The organism is Pseudoalteromonas thalassia, from assembly GCF_049257215.1.
Taxonomy (GTDB): Bacteria; Pseudomonadota; Gammaproteobacteria; order Enterobacterales; family Alteromonadaceae; genus Pseudoalteromonas; species Pseudoalteromonas lipolytica_C.
The window spans coordinates 48359-67498 of the sequence record NZ_JBMMUE010000022.1 but is presented as its reverse complement, the minus strand read 5'-3'; the positions used below and the strand labels follow the sequence as shown (position 1 = coordinate 67498).

At 41.2% G+C, this 19140-nt stretch carries 20 protein-coding genes and 2 pseudogenes; 1 reads left to right on the top strand and 21 read right to left on the bottom strand.

Features of this window, described 5'->3' with window-relative positions; translation table 11 throughout:
• Positions 1 to 314: 314 nt before the first annotated feature.
• The 5 genes and pseudogenes from AAEU31_RS19320 to AAEU31_RS19300 form a co-directional block, all read right to left on the bottom strand.
• Positions 315 to 704 (bottom strand): annotated as a pseudogene (locus AAEU31_RS19320) (choice-of-anchor I domain-containing protein); the annotation flags it as partial.
• A gap of 28 nt (positions 705 to 732) precedes the next feature.
• Positions 733 to 1503: an outer membrane lipoprotein-sorting protein gene (locus tag AAEU31_RS19315; RefSeq protein ID WP_421968059.1), complete on the bottom strand. Its 771-nt coding sequence runs from the start codon at positions 1501 to 1503 to the stop codon at positions 733 to 735.
• The gene (locus tag AAEU31_RS19310) at positions 1496 to 2710 is read right to left on the bottom strand and encodes an ABC transporter permease (protein ID WP_421968058.1); all 1215 of its coding nucleotides are present in this window, start codon (positions 2708 to 2710) and stop codon (positions 1496 to 1498) included. The genes AAEU31_RS19315 and AAEU31_RS19310 overlap by 8 nt, the downstream gene beginning before the upstream one ends.
• A complete protein-coding gene (locus AAEU31_RS19305; protein WP_421968057.1) occupies positions 2710 to 3405 on the bottom strand; it encodes an ABC transporter ATP-binding protein in 696 nt (231 codons plus the stop codon). The genes AAEU31_RS19310 and AAEU31_RS19305 overlap by 1 nt, the downstream gene beginning before the upstream one ends.
• 5 nt (positions 3406 to 3410) lie before the next feature.
• Entirely contained in the window at positions 3411 to 4001 is a 591-nt protein-coding gene (locus tag AAEU31_RS19300; protein ID WP_421968056.1) for a hypothetical protein, read from the bottom strand.
• A gap of 315 nt (positions 4002 to 4316) precedes the next feature.
• Here AAEU31_RS19300 and AAEU31_RS19295 point away from each other — a divergent pair.
• A pseudogene (locus AAEU31_RS19295) lies at positions 4317 to 4689 on the top strand (transposase); the annotation flags it as partial.
• A gap of 55 nt (positions 4690 to 4744) precedes the next feature.
• On the opposite strand, the gene AAEU31_RS19290 reads toward AAEU31_RS19295, so the two are convergent.
• The 16 genes from AAEU31_RS19290 to rsmG all read right to left on the bottom strand — a co-directional run bounded on the left by AAEU31_RS19290 (position 4745) and on the right by rsmG (position 19138).
• Complete coding sequence (locus tag AAEU31_RS19290; protein WP_421968055.1) at positions 4745 to 5533, bottom strand: LytR/AlgR family response regulator transcription factor; 789 nt, start codon at positions 5531 to 5533, stop codon at positions 4745 to 4747.
• Positions 5517 to 6527, bottom strand: a complete 1011-nt coding sequence (locus AAEU31_RS19285; protein WP_421968054.1) for a sensor histidine kinase — start codon at positions 6525 to 6527, stop codon at positions 5517 to 5519. The genes AAEU31_RS19290 and AAEU31_RS19285 overlap by 17 nt, the downstream gene beginning before the upstream one ends.
• A 43-nt stretch (positions 6528 to 6570) precedes the next feature.
• Positions 6571 to 7755: a hypothetical protein gene (locus AAEU31_RS19280; RefSeq protein WP_421968053.1), complete on the bottom strand. Its 1185-nt coding sequence runs from the start codon at positions 7753 to 7755 to the stop codon at positions 6571 to 6573.
• Positions 7756 to 8054: 299 nt separating this feature from the next.
• A complete protein-coding gene (gene glmU / locus AAEU31_RS19275; protein ID WP_421968052.1) occupies positions 8055 to 9416 on the bottom strand; it encodes a bifunctional UDP-N-acetylglucosamine diphosphorylase/glucosamine-1-phosphate N-acetyltransferase GlmU in 1362 nt (453 codons plus the stop codon).
• Between the two features lie 273 nt (positions 9417 to 9689).
• Complete coding sequence (locus AAEU31_RS19270) at positions 9690 to 10112, bottom strand: F0F1 ATP synthase subunit epsilon (RefSeq protein ID WP_135923073.1); 423 nt, start codon at positions 10110 to 10112, stop codon at positions 9690 to 9692.
• 13 nt (positions 10113 to 10125) lie between these two features.
• Positions 10126 to 11511 carry a F0F1 ATP synthase subunit beta gene (gene atpD / locus AAEU31_RS19265; RefSeq protein WP_036973717.1) on the bottom strand — a complete coding sequence of 462 codons (1386 nt, stop codon included), beginning with the start codon at positions 11509 to 11511 and terminating at the stop codon, positions 10126 to 10128.
• 32 nt (positions 11512 to 11543) lie between these two features.
• The gene (atpG, locus tag AAEU31_RS19260; protein WP_235384038.1) at positions 11544 to 12404 is read right to left on the bottom strand and encodes a F0F1 ATP synthase subunit gamma; all 861 of its coding nucleotides are present in this window, start codon (positions 12402 to 12404) and stop codon (positions 11544 to 11546) included.
• A 59-nt stretch (positions 12405 to 12463) separates the two neighbouring features.
• Positions 12464 to 14005, bottom strand: a complete 1542-nt coding sequence (gene atpA, locus AAEU31_RS19255; protein ID WP_421968051.1) for a F0F1 ATP synthase subunit alpha — start codon at positions 14003 to 14005, stop codon at positions 12464 to 12466.
• A 14-nt stretch (positions 14006 to 14019) separates the two neighbouring features.
• Entirely contained in the window at positions 14020 to 14553 is a 534-nt protein-coding gene (gene atpH / locus AAEU31_RS19250) for a F0F1 ATP synthase subunit delta (RefSeq protein WP_135923074.1), read from the bottom strand.
• A gap of 16 nt (positions 14554 to 14569) precedes the next feature.
• A complete protein-coding gene (gene atpF / locus AAEU31_RS19245) occupies positions 14570 to 15040 on the bottom strand; it encodes a F0F1 ATP synthase subunit B (protein WP_054554807.1) in 471 nt (156 codons plus the stop codon).
• Between the two features lie 42 nt (positions 15041 to 15082).
• On the bottom strand, positions 15083 to 15316 hold the full coding sequence (atpE, locus tag AAEU31_RS19240) for a F0F1 ATP synthase subunit C (RefSeq protein WP_010561330.1): 234 nt from the start codon (positions 15314 to 15316) through the stop codon (positions 15083 to 15085).
• Between the two features lie 56 nt (positions 15317 to 15372).
• A complete protein-coding gene (gene atpB, locus AAEU31_RS19235; protein ID WP_054554806.1) occupies positions 15373 to 16230 on the bottom strand; it encodes a F0F1 ATP synthase subunit A in 858 nt (285 codons plus the stop codon).
• Positions 16231 to 16245: 15 nt separating this feature from the next.
• On the bottom strand, positions 16246 to 16626 hold the full coding sequence (locus AAEU31_RS19230; protein ID WP_135923075.1) for an ATP synthase subunit I: 381 nt from the start codon (positions 16624 to 16626) through the stop codon (positions 16246 to 16248).
• 160 nt (positions 16627 to 16786) lie between these two features.
• On the bottom strand, positions 16787 to 17698 hold the full coding sequence (locus AAEU31_RS19225) for a ParB/RepB/Spo0J family partition protein (RefSeq protein WP_135923076.1): 912 nt from the start codon (positions 17696 to 17698) through the stop codon (positions 16787 to 16789).
• Between the two features lie 20 nt (positions 17699 to 17718).
• Positions 17719 to 18504, bottom strand: a complete 786-nt coding sequence (locus tag AAEU31_RS19220; protein WP_063701404.1) for a ParA family protein — start codon at positions 18502 to 18504, stop codon at positions 17719 to 17721.
• A gap of 13 nt (positions 18505 to 18517) precedes the next feature.
• Complete coding sequence (rsmG, locus tag AAEU31_RS19215) at positions 18518 to 19138, bottom strand: 16S rRNA (guanine(527)-N(7))-methyltransferase RsmG (RefSeq protein ID WP_421968050.1); 621 nt, start codon at positions 19136 to 19138, stop codon at positions 18518 to 18520.
• Positions 19139 to 19140 lie beyond the last annotated feature (2 nt).

Here is a 19140-nt window from a genome sequence, read left to right as displayed (position 1 = left end):
CAACACTTAATTTTAAACTTTCTTTTTAGACCGTTTTAAACCGAAGTTTTACTTAACTCTCTGTCAGTTTGTTCAGCGCTTTTCATTGCTGCCCGCCGTGTCAGTGGATGCGCATTATAGGGAGATGGATTTTTAACGCAAGCACTTTTTGAAGGTTTTTTTGATTATTTTCAAAATAGTATAATAACCATACAAATAAAGGGCTACAGAGGGATTTTAGCTCAAAAAACAGTCACTTTTTAAGTGTGATAACGGTAAAGATAAAGCGATATACTTAAAACTAGCTATATCGCTTTTTATCTTTATAAGGTGGATTAATTAGCTTTGATTTCCCAGATGGCAATTGAACCCGAAATTTCATTACCTACAACAAGCAATGCTTCATTCGTTGCACTTTGTTCTGCAGGTATAAACGCCATCCCCTCAGGGGCAAGATCACCTGTTATTTCTGCATCGGCTTCTAAGCCACGGTTAAAAAAGTAATCTTGGAATGTCACATTGTATGGATTAGTAATATCAAACACCATTATGCCCCCCATGCGCTCTAAACCAATAAATGCAAATGTACGATCACCAATAGTACCCAGTCCTAATGCTTCTGGTTCAGCACCTTTGTCATCAGAGCGACTATCGCCGGCATTTTCATCTTCATTATTGTTGAATGCTGCTCCGTGAACTGATGCGGTAATGCGTGAGATTTGATTGTTAAATGTAGTCCAATATAACAACCTCCTATTGCGTTAAGAGCTTATCCAAGTCGCTGCGAATTAAAATTTGTGGATTAAATAACTTGGATGGCACTTTGATTGGCTTAATTTCATCGTAAGCAATTACAGTTCTTTTACCTGGTTGCATCTGATCTTGTAGAGACATAGCAACAACCTTTGACTTGCCATTTCTTTGCCCTCTATCAAAAGTTGCCGTTTTCGCATGCTTACCAGAGCGAAGATATAATTCGGCTTTTAAAGGAAATAAATCGCTTTTATCAACCGTTAATTGAATCTTTTGATAACTGGCTTTACTAGAATTAGCCGACAAGTTAAAGACAATTTCACTCTTATCAGATGAAAACGAACTCACCTGATAATCCTTACTCCAACTCAAAGTTGCAATATCTCCCAAAGAAGCTTCGCCTAATAGCTTTTGCAAAGGGGTAATGCGAATTGGTCTGCGGCTTCTAGGCATAAACATCCAAAAATCGCTCTCTTTCATCAATACTTTCTGGCCTTGCTCAGAGGCTGACTTAAATACAACCAGCGATTTCTTATTGCTAGATGAGTAGACGTCGTACTGTTTCTCATTCTTTAATGAATCGTTGTCATAAGCGCGAACGGTTGCTGAAATCTTGACTGAATCAGATTCACTGCGAAAAGCATCAACGCTAATTAATGAAAGTTGGGGGTCAAACGCCTCCCTATCTTCTTGATAAACGGTCTGTGCCATCGTTGATAAGGAAACCATAGAAATTACGCAAAAAGATATTTTGCTAATAAATTTAAACATGGCTTAACGCCTCCGTAATTGATTTAGAACTTCCTTTATATGCCGCTTTAAAAGCAGCTAACACACATACCAGCACCATGGTGAATAAAACGATACCTGCAATTTCCCATGAGAACGTTATCGTTAACGGATAACCTTTATTGCTACCTGGAGGCGGTGGCATTTCTAGCCCTACATACACCAAACCCCAAGCAATTAAAGCTGATGCGATGATCCCTAAATTTGCACCTATAAAACCTATGATGCTAGATTCAAGTACAAAGTTGCGAATGATTTCCCACTGGTAAGAGCCCATCGCTGATACCGTGCCGATCTCTCTTGTTCTCTCAGTGACGGTCATTGCCATAGTGTTAGAAATAGAGAAAAAGACTAATAGCACCATGATCCCACCAAGTAAGCCGAAGATTCTGTTATACAAATCTTTTACTGACTGGTAGTAAAATGCGCGCTCCCACCAAGGTGTAAATTGCAGAGACTGATCACGCTTTTGATAATCCGACACCTTTTGCTGGGTCTTGTTTATATCGAATAAGTAAACAGATAAAGAGCTTACTTTTTCGGTATAAAGAAGTGATTGAGCATCAGACAATTTGACGTATAGCTGGCGTTTATCTAAGTCAGGCACACCTGTGGTGTAAATGCCGCGTACAGTAAAATCAAAAGCGTTCAATGCACCGTCTGTGGTTGTAGACATAAGTGTAATGTAATCACCCACCTGTACTTTCAAGTTACGAGCAAGCTCTTTACCTAACACCACTTCAGCTTCTTCTTCATTACCGAAGCTTGAGAGCGCCTTGCCTTCTAACATAGTTAGGAAAGGCCCTTTCACCATAAACTCTTCGGGTTCAACGCCCAGACCAATGAAGATAGAACTCTTTTCTCCATTAGATACCAAACCATTAAAATTTATTCTCGGAAGAACACTGTTAATATCTTCATCTGATGATAGTTGCTCTATAAGTGTTTCTGTATCATCTAAACCATACTGCAGAGGCGTGTCTTCCTCTTCTTTAAGGAACTTTTGGTGTGTAATGATAAAGTTACCTTCATCTCTCGCCGCCTTTTCTGCAAGTGATTGATATGTAAATAAAGCAAAACCACTTGTTGTCAAAATCGCCGCAACAGCAACCGCTGCCACTAATATCGTGAACAATGAGCGTCGCCCATTACGCCTTACATTAAAGAATGCAAATGAAATCCAACGCATTATCCCACCCTCCTTTGAGTTTCGTATGGGTTGAATGTGGATAAGTTGCCGTCAGCAAGACTTAGAACTCGATGACAACGCTCTGTCATTCGATGATCGTGCGTTGCAACAATAAATGTGCTACCTAGGTCATTGCCTAGATCACGCATCAAATCAATCACCATATTTGCAGTGGGTGTATCAAGATTTGCGGTGGGTTCATCCGCAATGACAATTTCAGGTCTTTTAACTAAGGCACGAGCAATTGCCACACGCTGTTGTTGGCCGCCTGATAGCTGATCTGGACGCTTTGAAATATGATCTTTCAAGCCTACTTTACTAATAATATCAACAACCTTATTCATCCTTTCTCTTTTGCTCATATTCAACATAAGAAGTGGATACTCAATATTTTCATAAACTGACATCACAGGAATTAGGTTGTATCTTTGAAAGATAAATCCCAACTTTTCACGGCGGATTTGCGTCATTGCTTTTTTATCTTTAGGCACAGCTTTACCTGCAAGCCAAATATCACCGGTATAGTTATCATCAAGTAACCCACATATATTGAGTAGTGTTGACTTTCCACTCCCTGATGGACCACATAGAGCAACTGTTTCGCCTTTTTCTATGTCTGCAGAAACACCTTTAAGCGCATCTACAACAACCTCTTCAGTACGATAAGATTTAACAATGTTAGAGAATTTAAGCATGAAACCTACTCCTTTTCTGATTTTAAGAGTTGGGCAAGTGTCTCTGATTTCTCTAACAGTGATTTAGCTCTTGGCTGATCCTCTAATTTATCTGCAGCCATTGCCGCACAACGATAGGTCATTTTTTTAAGTTGATTATTTAACTTTTCAAATTCACTGCGCTCTGCGATGACCTGTTTTAATAAGTGATCACCATGTTCTGCTCTGTTCATCATTTTTGGTACTTGCGAAAATGTGCATCCAGCAGTGATATATACTCTGGCTTGCTGTGGGTAAGGGGCTTTATTGACTTGCTTCACGGCTTTATTGAGCTTCGAAATACCCAGTTCTGCAAATTTCATTTTTTGCCAAGGTTGATTGGTATATCTTGCCTGAGTAGTCTCTGCACTGCCTAGCATAGCCAAAGTGATTGGCGAAGGCGTTTGTTCGTTTAATTCTTTTAATGCATTGATTGCAAGTTGATTTTGCGCTTGTGAGCCAGCAAGCCCCTCTTGATAAGCTTTAATAACGTGAGATGGTATTTCAGCTGCCATTGTTACTGTGCTAACTATCGAAGCGCCAAAAATAGCTTTTTTAAATATAGAAAGTGGCTTCATCGTCATAATCCTTCGTTGTTCCTGTTGATGTAGATATCTTATGAAACAATTCTGGCTTGGAGTAACCCAGGTGATAATTGGCAACATAGAATGATAAAAGGTAAAAAATAACGATAAACGACTGGTAGGAACCAACAGAGTGAAGGGATCGTGTAATGAAAGATAGGCACACTTTTACTGCTTCTTTTTATTCAGTTGAGCGAACCTAGAGGTTGTGTTTAGAAATCTGTGTTATTTCAGTATTATTAATAAAACAGGAATGACAACACATAACTCAATATTTCGACTTCAACAAAGCATTAGCTGAACTTCAATCAGGCAAATATGGCTGATTTAAAGCCTGTTTACCGTGCCGCAACCAAAGATGCCGAAGAGGCTGCACTCGATGAGCTAGACATATCCCATTGTTATCGACTCTTGCCGTCGTAAATGGGCGAATCTATCGGTTTACTTCAAGTACCCAGATTACGTTCGCAAGACCATTCACACCACCAAGGCTATCGAGACGGTACATCACCAATTCAGGAATTTAACCAGAACTAAAGGCGCATTCCCGAATGAAAATAGCTTGATGAAATTATTGAATGCCTCAAACAAATGTACAATGCCAATCCACAGTTAAAACCTGACATTGTCGCAATTAGCCATCCATTTCGAAGGGAGGTTAGATGGCATGCTAGATATTTAGCAATTTAGGCTGACACTGAATTCTGAACGCCCTCAACTAAATAAAGGTTTTGCTTTTACATCTGTTTAAATAAGTGATGGTACTTCCTGCTTACTGATAATTTTTCATCACTACCTTTTAAGTTCACATAAACATGCCCTAATTCATCTTTTGATATATGCGCAATGGTATCTACCCGCACAATACAGTTCCGGTGAATACGCCAAAAAACGGCTGGATCTAACTGATTTTCTAAGACTGTAATCGCAGTTTTAATTAAATGCTTATTAAGTCCTACGGTTATCTCTGTGTATTTATTATCTGCAATGAAGTAGTCCACATCATCCACATTAACCATGTAAACGTCATTGTTCTTACTAGCTCTAATCCACTTTAGATGCGTTTGTGATGAAGCATCGCTACTCTCTTGGATTAATTGAGAAAGCATCACCTGTAACTGAGCATGCTGTTCACTTTCTGAGCGCTTATTCGATAAAAGCTTTTGAATTCGCTGGACTGTTTTTATCAGCCTCGATTCTTCTAGTGGTTTTAATAAATAGTCAATTGCTTGGTTTTCAAAGGCAGTAACAGCATATTCATTATAAGCTGTCACAAATACGATAACAGGTGCCTGCTCTGACTCAGATAAAATTCTAGACACTTCTAATCCATCGATCCCTGGCATATTTATATCTAAAAACAATACTCTAGGGCTGAATGCTTCTGTTAGTTCAAGCGCTTCTTCTCCATTTGCAGCCTGACCTACAATATCAATTTCAGGCCAGACACCTTCTAACATCATTTTTAAGTGTGCACGTAAAATTGGCTCATCATCTGCGATCACAGCTTTAACTTTGTGAGACATTTAATGGTACCTCCATAGTCACAACCACTTTCCCCACTTGGCTGTTGTCGTATTTCAAACTAGCCTGACCCTCATATAACTGTTGCAACCTCGTTTTCACATTATTCATACCTACTTGAGTCCCCTTACGGTTACTTCCATCAACGGGTATATTATTTGTAATGCTTATTACTAAGTTACTTTCTTCTTTTTCAACCGATAATGTCAGCTCTCCACCGGAAGTTAATTGCTCAATGCCATGCGTCACAGCATTTTCAATTAGTGGTTGCAACAACATAGGAGGGAACAAAATATCATCGGTAATTTTATCGGTAATGTCATAGTTAATTACCAACCTATCACCTAAGCGAATTTTCTGTATAGCGAGGTAAGCTTTGTTAAAACGAAGCTCATGGCCTAATGTTAGCCATTCAGATCGGGTTCGATCTAAACTCTGTCGCAATAAAGCCGTTAATGCAATTAACATTTTATTCGCCTGCTTGGTATCAATCGCGATTAATGCCTGAATATTAGCTAACGTATTAAACAAAAAGTGAGGTTCAATTTGTGACTGCAGAAGTCTTAATTCAGTTTCGAGCAGGACTTTGTCTTTTTTAATCTGATCTAATTCAACTTGCGCCAAAGATTGCTTTAAATCTTGCGCTTGAATACTTTGGTAATAAGTAAAGCTCACGACAACCATAATAAAGCTTCCGATAAGCAACATACCAACATATTGCTGCCAATCATCTACATAACCCCCAGTGCTTTTTACGACACCAAGCAGCAACGGGGTAAGTCCCCAAACGACAAAAGAGAAGGTAACCGCTAACAGAAACTGTAAAGATAGGTTCATTTGAGGATAGTGCCGCTTTAACCATTTTCGGCATAAACGAATACTAAACCCTATCCCTAATGAAATAAAGATCGAAATAATTGGGTATTTCGCCCATCCAATAAAATGAATAAATAGTCCAATTGCAATACAAACTAATGCTAGCTTAAGATTACTCATCCAACTTTCTGATCCTGAGAAAGAGTTAATTAGAGACATGAATTCACAACTTTATTTCTACACTAAGGTACCCTATTTTTTGATAACTTAGTTGCTCATATATTGATTTATTCCCACCAGCATAAGATCTATACCCTAAACAAAATCGGGTGCTCTCGTATTTAGAGTAACATAGGCCTGTATCTATTAACATACTGTTATCACTGGGGTTCATTAACCATGTCACCTCAGGTTGCCACGTTGAATTTGACGATCTTAAATGCACCATTAGATTGTCTCTGAATAAATTTTGAGTCGCAAAGTGAGCGCGATAGAGGCTTAACTGATGTTCTGAAACTCCTTCACTGGCACCAGCAATCACATCTCGCCACTGCTTGTTACTTGGGGCACGACCATCATGCCAATACTCAACAATCGCAGTAATACCAACCGAAAAACTATAATTCAGTCCAAGTAATGCCTGTAAGCTCCCTTTTTGCCATACCGTTTCAACATTATTAAACCCATGATGCGCAGTTACAATTGGTGTTCGATGTCGTTGCTGCCAAATAAACGACCCATGTAGCTCTAGACTATTTCCTATGACCGTCAGTGCACTGCCACCCACTCTAAACCCTAACTCATTATCATAGTGAACAACCGCTTGAGCTTCATAGCCATCAAAGAATTGATAATAACGACCACCACAACCATAACCTGGCTTAACTTTTTCGCCTCTTTCGAGGTACTCAGCACGAGTTTCATTACAGATAAAAGTGACATTTCCTGACTCTGTAAAATAGTCCCCTGAAACCATTAATGTACCAGGTGGGACAGCTGTATAAATGGCTAAAGAGTCCGTAGGCGAAAACATATCTAAAGGCCTAAAACCATAACCAACATCCCAGTCTAGCTTCTTCTTACCTGAAGATAAGTACCAATTTTTTATCCTAAAGTCATAATATGCTTCAGATATTGTTAGCTTAGTTTCGCTACTGCCAGCCACTTTATTTATACTTGCTGTTGCAGCTAGACGTAGCCCCTCACTTTCAGCACTCATGTCTAAAGCCGAGAAAAGTGACGAAGTATCATCAGTTGCAAAAATAGGTTGAGACGTCGCTTTTAAACTCTGACCATGAAAACGAACTCGACTATCTAATTCTAAATTTTCTAAGAATGTATCAGCACTTACCTCTGCGGCTAGAATTAAGGCGATTAAAAGAAAAGCTTTGCTACATACACCAAACACAATACCTATCCTACTCAAATATTTTTAAGCCAGTTTAAAAGGATCTATTGCCCGAGGTAGTTCAAGTGATAATTGGTGATATATCGTGATGAAAGGGCGTAACTGTAGATAAAATGAAGGATAAATATGCCAGCTGACAGCCCCGCATATTTATCCTCTTCATCTTAGTTTACGAGGTAACCTCTATTTTATTTTCTGCTAGTAGTTTAACTAACTACTCTCTCTAACAGCTGACGCAATTGTTTATTTCGATGGGCTGTAACGGTCAACTAAATTTGGAGACATGTTTAGCCTTATTTTTAGCTTTTCTTAACTGGACGTTTCCAACCAGTTAAATTACGTTGTTTACCACGAGCGACTGCAAGCTGTTCGTCTTCAACTGTATTAGTGATAACAGAACCAGCGCCAATCGTTGCCATTGAGCCAATATTTACTGGTGCGACTAATGATGAGTTTGAACCGATAAAGGCGTTATCACCGATAATGGTTTTTGATTTATTTACGCCATCATAGTTACAGGTAATAGTCCCTGCGCCAATATTTACTTTTTCGCCAACTTCAGTGTCGCCTAAGTAGGTTAGATGATTTGCTTTTGAGCCTTTACCTAAGCGAGTTTTTTTCATCTCAACGAAGTTACCGATATGCGAGTCTTCTTCCATAATCGCACCAGGGCGAAGACGAGCGTAAGGCCCTAAAGTACATTTAGCCGCAACACTGGCTTCTTCAACAAGTGAGTTAGCTTTGATAACAACGTTATCGCCAATAGTACAGTCTTTAAGTACGCAGTTAGGACCAATCTGAACATTATTGCCGATTGTTACTTTGCCTTCGAAGATAACATTAACGTCGATTAGTACATCTTCACCAGTCGTTAGTTCACCACGCACATCGATACGAGCCGGATCAGCAAGTGTTGCGCCGTTTAGCATTAACTCTTCTGCTTGCCATGCTTGATATGCACGTTCAAGAGCTGAAAGTTGTACGCGATTATTAGCGCCTTCAACTTCCATCGGATGCTCAGGCTGTGCCGAGGTGATTTCAACACCTTCACTGTGTGCCATCGCAACGATATCTGTAAGGTAGTACTCACCTTGGGCATTGTTGTTAGATAAGTTACCTAACCAACGTTTTAGTAACTCACCATTAGCAGCCATAATGCCGGTGTTGATTTCTTTAATTTCAAGTTGCTCAGGTGAGGCATCTTTTTGCTCAATGATACCTACCAGCTTGCCATTTTCACGAAGCATACGACCATAACCTGATGGGTCATCTAAAGTCACGGTTAATACAGCTAGGCCTTTTTTAGGTGTCACAGCAAGTAGCTTTTCTAAAGTGGCGCGTTTTGTTAGTGGCACATCACCGTAGAGAATCAATACGGTATCGTCATCGGCAATATGTTCTTTGGCAACAGCGACTGCATGGCCGGTACCAAGTTGCTCTTCTTGTAATACCCAATTTACTTGATTGTGCGATAGGGCAGCTTGTAGCTGTTCACGACCATGACCATAAACAAGGTTTGTTTCGCGAGCACCAAGTGCAGTGGCATTATCAATAACGTGCTGCACCATAGGTTTACCCGCAACTTTGTGAAGTACCTTTGGTAGAGCAGAGCGCATTCGGGTACCTTTACCCGCTGCTAGAATAACAGTAGTCAGAGACATTAAAACAATATCCTTCTTTCTTTGTTTTAGGTGTGCATGATGTTGTGAGATCTGAAAAAGCAAACAAAGTTATGTAAGTCACATCATGTGTAAATACGCAATCCTAATGTGTAGGACTGAACCTTGAATGAAACAGCTATTCACTATTAATTCACACTATTGTAGCGAGCTTTGATGAAGGATATAAGTATAAAAATAGAATAGGGTGCAAAGCATCATATTTCAGGCACAAAAAAGCCCACGTTAAGTGGGCTTTTCGAAAACCGAGTAGGCTTACTTTTTGCGTAATTGTTGAATTACGCGAAGTTGAGCGATTGCTTCAGCAAGCTGTACTGCAGCTTGTTGGTAATCTAACTCAGCAGCTGACGTGTTCGCCATTTGCTCTTCAGCATCACGTTTCGCTTTTTCAGCCGCTTGCTCATCTAGGTCTTCACCACGTACTGCAGTATCTGCAAGAATTGTGATGCGATCCGGTTGAACTTCTAGCGTGCCGCCAGCAATATACATCACGTCTTCGTGACCAAATTGCTTAACTAAACGTACCATACCAGGTTTTAGGGCAGTTAATAATGGAGCGTGGCCATAGTTAACACCAAGGTCACCTTCACTACCACTCACTTGAATCGATTCAACCAGACCAGAGAACAAGCTCTCTTCTGCGCTTACTACGTCAAGATGTACAGTCATAGCCGCCATACTACCCTCCTAATTACATGCTTTTGGCTTTTTCTTGAGCTTCTTCAATAGAGCCAACCATGTAGAACGCTTGCTCTGGCATATCATCAAACTCACCGTTTAAGATACCTTTGAAGCCAGCAATTGTGTCTTTAAGTGACACGTATTTACCAGGCGCGCCTGTGAATACCTCAGCAACGAAGAACGGCTGAGATAGGAAACGCTGGATTTTACGTGCACGAGATACAACTTGCTTATCTTCGTCAGAAAGCTCGTCCATACCTAGGATTGCGATGATGTCTTTAAGTTCTTTATAACGTTGAAGAACTGTTTGAACGCCACGCGCAGTATCGTAGTGCTCTTGACCGATTACTAGTGGGTCAAGTTGACGTGAAGATGAATCAAGTGGGTCTACCGCAGGGTAGATACCAAGTGAAGCGATATCACGAGAAAGTACTACTGTTGCATCTAAGTGAGCAAACGTTGTTGCTGGAGATGGGTCAGTTAAGTCATCCGCAGGTACGTATACCGCTTGGATTGAAGTGATTGAACCCGTCTTAGTAGATGCGATACGCTCTTGAAGTACACCCATTTCTTCAGCAAGAGTTGGTTGGTAACCTACTGCTGAAGGCATACGACCTAGAAGTGCTGATACCTCTGTACCCGCTAGAGTATAACGGTAGATGTTATCAACGAAGAAAAGTACGTCACGACCTTCGTCACGGAACTTCTCAGCCATAGTAAGACCTGTTAACGCTACGCGTAAACGGTTACCCGGTGGCTCATTCATTTGACCGTATACTAGAGATACTTTGTCTAGTACGTTTGAGTCGTTCATCTCATGGTAGAAGTCATTACCCTCACGAGTACGCTCACCAACACCTGCGAATACTGAATAACCGCTGTGCTCGATTGCGATGTTACGGATAAGTTCCATCATATTTACGGTTTTACCAACACCGGCACCACCGAATAGACCAACTTTACCACCTTTAGCGAATGGACATACAAGGTCGATTACCTTGATACCAGTCTCTAAAAGTTCTACTGAACTTGATTGTTCTTCATAAGAAGGTGCTGCACGGTGAATAGACATACGCTCTTCTTCACCAATTGGACCAGCTTCATCAATAGGGTTACCTAATACGTCCATGATACGACCTAGTGTCTTCGTACCTACTGGAACGTGAATTGGCTGACCAGTGCCTTCTACTGAAGTACCACGACGTAAACCGTCAGTAGTACCAAGTGCGATACCACGTACCACACCGCCACCTAGCTGTTGTTGAACTTCTAAAGTTAAACCCGCTAAGTCGCCATCTGTTACTTTTAGTGCGTCATATACGGCTGGCACGTTGTCTTGTGGAAATTCGATATCCACAACGGCGCCGATAATTTGGACGACCTTACCTAAACTCATGTCTATTCCTCTCATTAAACTTTGCCGAAGCGTTAAACTGCTGCCGAACCGCCAACAATCTCACTAATTTCTTGTGTGATTGCAGCTTGACGAGCCTTGTTATAAACAAGCTGTAACTCATCCATAAGGTCGCCTGCGTTATCAGTTGCAGCTTTCATTGCAACCATACGGGCAGCCTGTTCAGAGGCAGCGTTCTCAACTACACCTTGGTATACTTGAGACTCAATAAAGCGTACTAACAGAGCTTCTAAAATCGCATCTGGGTTTGGCTCATATAAGTAATCCCAAGAATGTTGAGATACTTCTTCTTCAGCTTTTGGCAAAGGGAGTAACTGATCGATTGTTGGCTCTTGCTTCATAGTATTAACGAACTTGTTAAATACTACGTATAAGCGGTCAATTTTACCTTCAGAGTATGCATCTAGCATTGTCTTTACAGGACCAATAACGTCTTGTAGTGAAGGTGTATCTCCTAAGCTCGCTTTTTTAGCGACTAACTTACCGCCGAAACGTTGGAAAAAGCCAGCTGCTTTGCTACCTAAAGTAGTAAATTCAGCTTCAACGCCTTTTTCTTTCCACGCTTTAACGTCTAGGGCAACTTTTTTGAACTCGTTTGAGTTCAAGCCACCACATAGACCACGGTCAGTAGAGATAACAATATAACCAACTCGTTTTACTTCACGCTCTTCTAAGAAAGGGTGAGTAAAATCAAGATTTGCTTGAGCAACACGACCAATCACTTGGCGTAAGTTTTCAGCGTATGGACGGCTTGACGCCACACGTTCCTGCGCTTTTTTCATTTTAGACGCAGCAACCATTTCCATTGCGCTGGTGATCTTTTGAGTATTCTTGATACTCCCGATCTTGCTTTTAATCTCTTTTCCGCTGGCCATGACTCTCTCTCCGAATCAGGTGGGCTTTAGTTGCCTAAAGCTCACCATTCATAACTAAATTACCAAGTTTGCGTCGACTTGAACTTCTCTAGAAGTTCTTTAAGTTGAGCTTCAATCTCAGCGTTGTAGTTACCAGTTTCATTGATTTGAGCCATTAGCTCTGCGTATGTGCTGTTTGCATAAGAAATTAGGCCAGCTTCGAAATCCATGATTTTCGCGATTTCGATGTCTTTTAGGTAGCCTTTTTCAGCAGCAAATAGCGACAGAGACATTTCAGCAACAGACATTGGTGCGTACTGTTTCTGCTTCATTAACTCTGTTACGCGCTCACCATGCTCTAATTGAGCACGTGTTGCATCGTCAAGGTCAGACGCGAACTGCGAGAACGCAGCTAATTCACGGTACTGAGCTAACGCTAGACGGATACCACCACCTAGTTTCTTAACGATTTTAGTTTGCGCTGCACCACCAACACGAGATACCGAGATACCAGCGTTAACAGCTGGACGGATACCTGAGTTGAATAAGTCAGTTTCTAAGAAGATCTGACCATCGGTGATAGAGATAACGTTTGTCGGTACGAACGCAGAAACGTCGCCGCCTTGAGTTTCAATGATTGGCAATGCCGTCAATGAACCTGTTTTACCTTTCACTTCACCGTTAGTGAACTTCTCAACGTAATCAGCGTTTACACGTGATGCACGCTCTAGAAGACGTGAGTGAAGGTAGAATACGTCACCTGGGTATGCTTCACGACCTGGTGGACGCTTAAGTAGTAATGAGATTTGACGGTAAGCAACAGCTTGCTTAGATAAATCATCATATACGATTAGCGCGTCTTCACCACGGTCACGGAAGTATTCACCCATAGTACAACCAGAGAATGGTGCTAAGTACTGAAGTGCCGCAGATTCAGAAGCAGATGCAACAACAACGATAGTGTTTTCTAATGCACCGTGCTCTTCTAATTTACGTACTACGTTAGCGATTGTAGATGCTTTTTGACCAACTGCAACGTACACACACTTAACGCCTGTACCTTTTTGGTTGATGATAGCATCGATTGCTAATGCAGTTTTACCAGTTTGGCGGTCACCGATCACAAGCTCACGTTGACCACGACCTACTGGGATCATCGCATCGATAGATTTATAACCAGTTTGTACTGGCTCATCTACTGATTGACGTTCGATAACGCCTGGTGCGATTTTCTCAACAGGTTCATAACCGTCGTTGTCTAAAGCGCCTTTACCATCGATAGGTGCACCTAGTGTGTTAACAACACGACCAAGTAGACCACGACCAACAGGAACCTCTAAGATACGACCAGTTGATTTAACTTTTACGCCTTCTTTAAGGTCAGCGTAAGGACCCATAACTACTGCACCTACTGAGTCACGCTCAAGGTTTAGTGCGATAGCATAACGGTTGCCAGGAAGCTCGATCATTTCACCTTGCATACAGTCAGCAAGACCGTGGATGCGGATGATACCGTCAGTAACAGATACAATAGTACCTTCGTTACGAGCTTCACTTACAACTTCGAACTGCTCAATACGTTGTTTGATCAGATCTGAAATTTCAGTGGAATTAAGTTGCATGCTCTTTTTCCCAATTACGATTGTAGTGATGTAGCTAAGCGGGCTAATTTGCCACGTACTGAGCCGTCGATTACAGTGTCACCCGCCTTGATAATAAGGCCGCCAACCACTGTAGTATCTTCACTACAATTCAGCTTAACTTTGCGTGCGAAACGTTTTTCAAGTGCCGCTACCAATGATACTTGCTGCTCAGCAGCAAGCGGTGTTGCAGAAACCACATCAACGTCGATTTCTTTGTCGTAGTCCGCTTTTAATTCAGCGAATAACTCTGCAACAGCTGGCAGTGCAACTAAACGTCCATTTTCAGCCATCACCTTGATTAGGTTCTGACCTTGTTCGTTGAGCTGCTCTGCACAGATCTTGATAAACAGATCTGCTTTTTCAGTAGCAGTAGGCAATCCAGCTAGCGCGGCAGCGGCTTGCTCATTGCTGGCAACTTGGCCAGCAAAGAACAGCATGTCGTTCCAACTTTCAACAGTGCCTTTTTCAACGGCAAGTTCAAAAGCCGCTTTAGCGTATGGGCGAGCGATAGTAGCCAATTCAGACATGCTCATACCCTCCTAATTACAGCTCAGCGACAAGTTTTTCAACGATGTCACTGTGTGCGGCTTGATTGATTTCGCGCTCTAAAATCTTCTCAGCACCAACCACGGCCAGCGTCGCTACTTGTTTACGTAGTTCTTCTGTTACACGGTTACGCTCTGCTTCGATTTCAGAGTGCCCTTGAGCAATAATTTTTTCACGCTCTTGTTGACCACGAACAGTTTCTTCGTCAACGATAAGCGTGGCACGCTTTTTAGCTTGTTCAATGATATCAGCCGCTTGAGCTTTTGCCTCTTTAAGCTGCTCAGCAGCTTTCTTTTGCGCAAGTTCTAAGTCTTTTTCGGCTCTATCAGAGGCAGCTAAACCATCTTCGATTTTCTTCTGGCGAGCTTCAATTGCACCATTTAGTGGTGGCCATACGTATTTCATACAGAAAAGTACGAAAACCGTAAATGCAATTAATTCACCGATAAGAGTGGCTGTTAAGTTCACGACCGCTCCTCCTTAAAATAGTAAGCTGTTCAAAAAATAATATTAAAGTACGAACAACAATACCATTGCGATACCAACACCGATCATAGCTACAGCATCGATTAGACCAGCAAGGATGAACATCTTAACTTGTAATGAAGGTGCAAGTTCAGGTTGACGAGCACAAGCTTCTAGGAATTTACCACCCATGTTACCGAAGCCGATAGCAGTACCGATTGCACCGAAGCCGATAAGTAGAGCAACAGCGATATACTTAAGACCAATCATTAGTTCCATTTTTTTCTCCAAAGTTTCAATTGTAAATTAAAGTTAAAATTTAAAAGTGTATAAAATTAGTGATTATCTGAGCTTGCCATGCTTAGGTAAACGATTGTTAGCATCATGAATACGAATGCTTGCAGTACGATTACTAAGATGTGGAATACAGCCCAAATAAAGTGCAACGGTAGTTGCATTAAACCAACTGCGCCGATCAAGATGAAAATCAACTCGCCAGCATATAAGTTACCGAATAAACGCAGCGCTAACGAGAACGGCTTAGCTACTAAAGCGATTGTTTCTAGTAATAAGTTACACGGGATTAAAAACACCATCGCTAGCTTGTTATTTGAGCTAAATGGGTGAAGCGTAAGTTCTGCTAAGAAACCGCCAATCCCTTTGATTTTGATTGCGTAACCGATCATCAGAATGAATACACCAATAGCAAGTGCAGCAGTCATGTTGATGTCTGTTGTTGGTACAATCTTCATGTAAACGTCGTGAGAATCCATACCGAATGCTTGTTCACCAACGAAGCCAGCGAATGCAGGTAGGAAATCAACCGGAATTAAGTCCATTAAGTTCATTAAGAACACCCAAACGAAAATCGTTAGAGCTAATGGAGCGATTAGGGCACTTTTACCGTGGTAAGTATCGCGTACGTTGTCGCCAACGAACTCAACGATCATTTCAATGAAACACTGAAATTTACCAGGTACACCGGTATTTGCTTTTTTAGCGGCACTACGGAAGATCCATAAAAATACAAGACCTAAACCGATTGACCATGCGAGGGTATCTATATTCCATGTCCAGAAACCACTGTCTGCACACGCTTTGTTGAAGGCAAGACCAGCGTCGGTCGAGCACATCTTAGCGTTAGTTAAGTGGTGCTGAATATGGCTTGATAGAGTTACTTCTTCTGCAGCCATGTTATATCCCAAAAGTTAATGATTAAAAAAAACGGGCGCAAACAATCCGCAAAATAACACCAATACATAAACACAGAAAAACGGTAACAAAATGACCGTGTAAGACTTCAGTATCAGTGCGAACAACACGATTGTTAGCATAAATTTTAATCCGTTGCCGCGCTTTAGCGAGGCATACACTTGATTTACTCGACTTGCACCCACATATCTGAATGCATAGACGGCAAATACAAAATTAGGGAGTATTGCTACAGCCCCGCCAGCAACTGCTGACTGGCCGGCATTGACTCCCCAACCTATAAAAACAACTACTGCAGCGATGAGCGCTACGATACCCTGAAGACAAATTAATTTAAATGCGGCAAGCCTATAAGGCTTTGCTAACTTATTAGTCACGTTTTATTAACCTTGTAAACGTTCAAATTGTCAGGGTATGAAAACTGGCGAAATTATACTGATTCCTACCAGTTTTGCAACTTGAGTCGACCCTTTGTAGTGCAAAAACACCACAAATGTCTCTTTTTGGACATGTTATTAATTAATGACGGGAATAGTCTTAATTTATACGGCTTAAAATGCCATCTAGCTCATCAAGTGTTGTATACGAAATAACCAGCTTTCCCTTGCCTTTTTTATTGTAGTTTATTTCTACTTTTGCGCCTAAATTTTCAGCAAGTTTTTGTTCTAACTGTTTGACATCAGGATCTTTTTCTTGCACTTCTTTTTTTGGCGCTGGTTCTAAAATAGAACGCACTAGCTTTTCGGTTTCGCGAACAGTTAACGCTTTAGCTACTGCTAGTCGTGCTGCATCTGATTGCGCTTCACCTTCAAGGCCTAATAAACAGCGTGCATGGCCCATTTCAATATCACCATGTTCTAACAATATTTTTACATCTTCATTTAAATTATTTAAGCGAAGCAAATTTGTTACTGTTGTACGAGACTTGCCAACCGCTTCGGCGACCTGTTGATGGGTAAGTTCAAACTCATTTAGCAAACGATTTAATGCAATCGCTTCTTCCATCGCATTTAAGTCTTCACGTTGAATATTTTCAATAAGTGCAATAGCTACCGCAGCTTCATCGGGTACATCTTTGATGATACACGGTACGGTGTCTAATTTTGCTAATTGTGCAGCACGCCAACGACGCTCACCTGCAATAATTTCGTATTTATCTGCACCAATTTGGCGCACAACGATTGGCTGAATAATACCTTGGGCACGAATTGAGCTGGCTAACTCTTCAAGTGCTTCTTCAGACATGTCTTTACGTGGTTGATATTTACCCGATTGTAAAAACTCTATCGCTAGCTTTTGCAGTTCACCATTTTTTTGCTCAGCAACTACCTCAGAGACTTGCTCTGGTGTGGTTGTCGCTTGTTGCTGATTATTTGCACTTTGGGCTGGTTTTGATGAACTTAATAAAGCGTCGAGTCCTCGGCCTAAACCGCGTTTTTTAGCAGACATGTTATTTTTTTACCTCGAAGTTAGGCTACTGCTGAAGATGTTTTCTCTTTTCTACGTAACATTTCGCCGGCTAGGGCTAAGTATGCTTTAGCGCCACTTGATGCACGGTCATAATACATGGCAGGGGCACCAAAGCTCGGCGCTTCTGCTAAACGGACATTACGTGGGATAACGGTACGATATACTTTATCGCCAAAATGTTGTTTTAGTTGTTCAGATACGTCATTTGCAAGGCGATTGCGCGGATCATACATGGTGCGCAAAATCCCTTCAATTGTTAACGCTGGATTTACTAACTTAGAAAGTTGCGTAATGGTATCCATTAACGCCGTTAAACCTTCAAGGGCATAGTACTCACATTGCATTGGAACTAAAATTGAGTCTGCGGCAGCCATTGCATTAACAGTCAGCATATTTAGTGAAGGCGGGCAGTCAATAAAAATGAAGTCGTATTGATCTTGAATTTTTTCTAACGCATTACGTAAACGTACTTCGCGAGCAAACAATTCCATTAATTTAACTTCAGCGGCAGTCACATCACCATTAGCAGCAATTAAGTGGTACTCACCTGAGGTTTCTTTATTGATGACTTCTTCGATTGGTGTCTCTTCAATCAATAAATCGTAAATAGTCGCAACATCACCATATTTATCGACACCGCTCCCCATGGTTGCGTTACCTTGCGGATCAAGATCGATTAATAACACTTTACGCTTCGTCGCGGCCATCGATGCCGCGAGATTCACAGCGGTGGTTGTTTTACCAACACCACCTTTTTGGTTTGCTAATGCGATGACTTTTGCCACAGTGCTCTGATCCCTAGTCTTTAGATAGAATGATTAGATGTCTTTGCGCATCTAACTCAGGTACTTCCAAGCTGATTTTTTCGTCAAACTTAATACCTTTAGGTAATGAGTCTAGTTCTTCGCTCGGAAATACGCCTTTTAAAGCGATAAATTTGCCTGAATGATCAATCAAGTGCGCACACCAGTCAACCATATCTTGTAAAGAGGCGAATGCACGACTTAATACACCATCTAATTTAACACTTGGTTGATATTCTTCAACTCTAGACTGCACTGGGGTTACATTTTCAAGGCCAAGTGCATGTTTTACCTGCATCAAAAAGCGTATGCGCTTACCTAAACTATCTAACAAAATAAATTGTGTATCAGGTAGGGCGATGGCTAATACGATACCCGGTAAACCAGGACCCGTACCAACATCGATGTAATGTTTGCCTTTAAGGTGTGGTGCAACAACTAAGCTATCCATAATATGCTTAACCATCATCTCTTCAGGTAAACGAACAGAGGTTAAATTATACGCTTTGTTCCACTTGTCTAATAATTCAACATATTGCACAAGTTGTTGTTGCTGTTTTTCTGTTAGCGCAATTTCAGTTTGCGCTAACAGTGAAGTTAATTGTTGTTGTAACACTG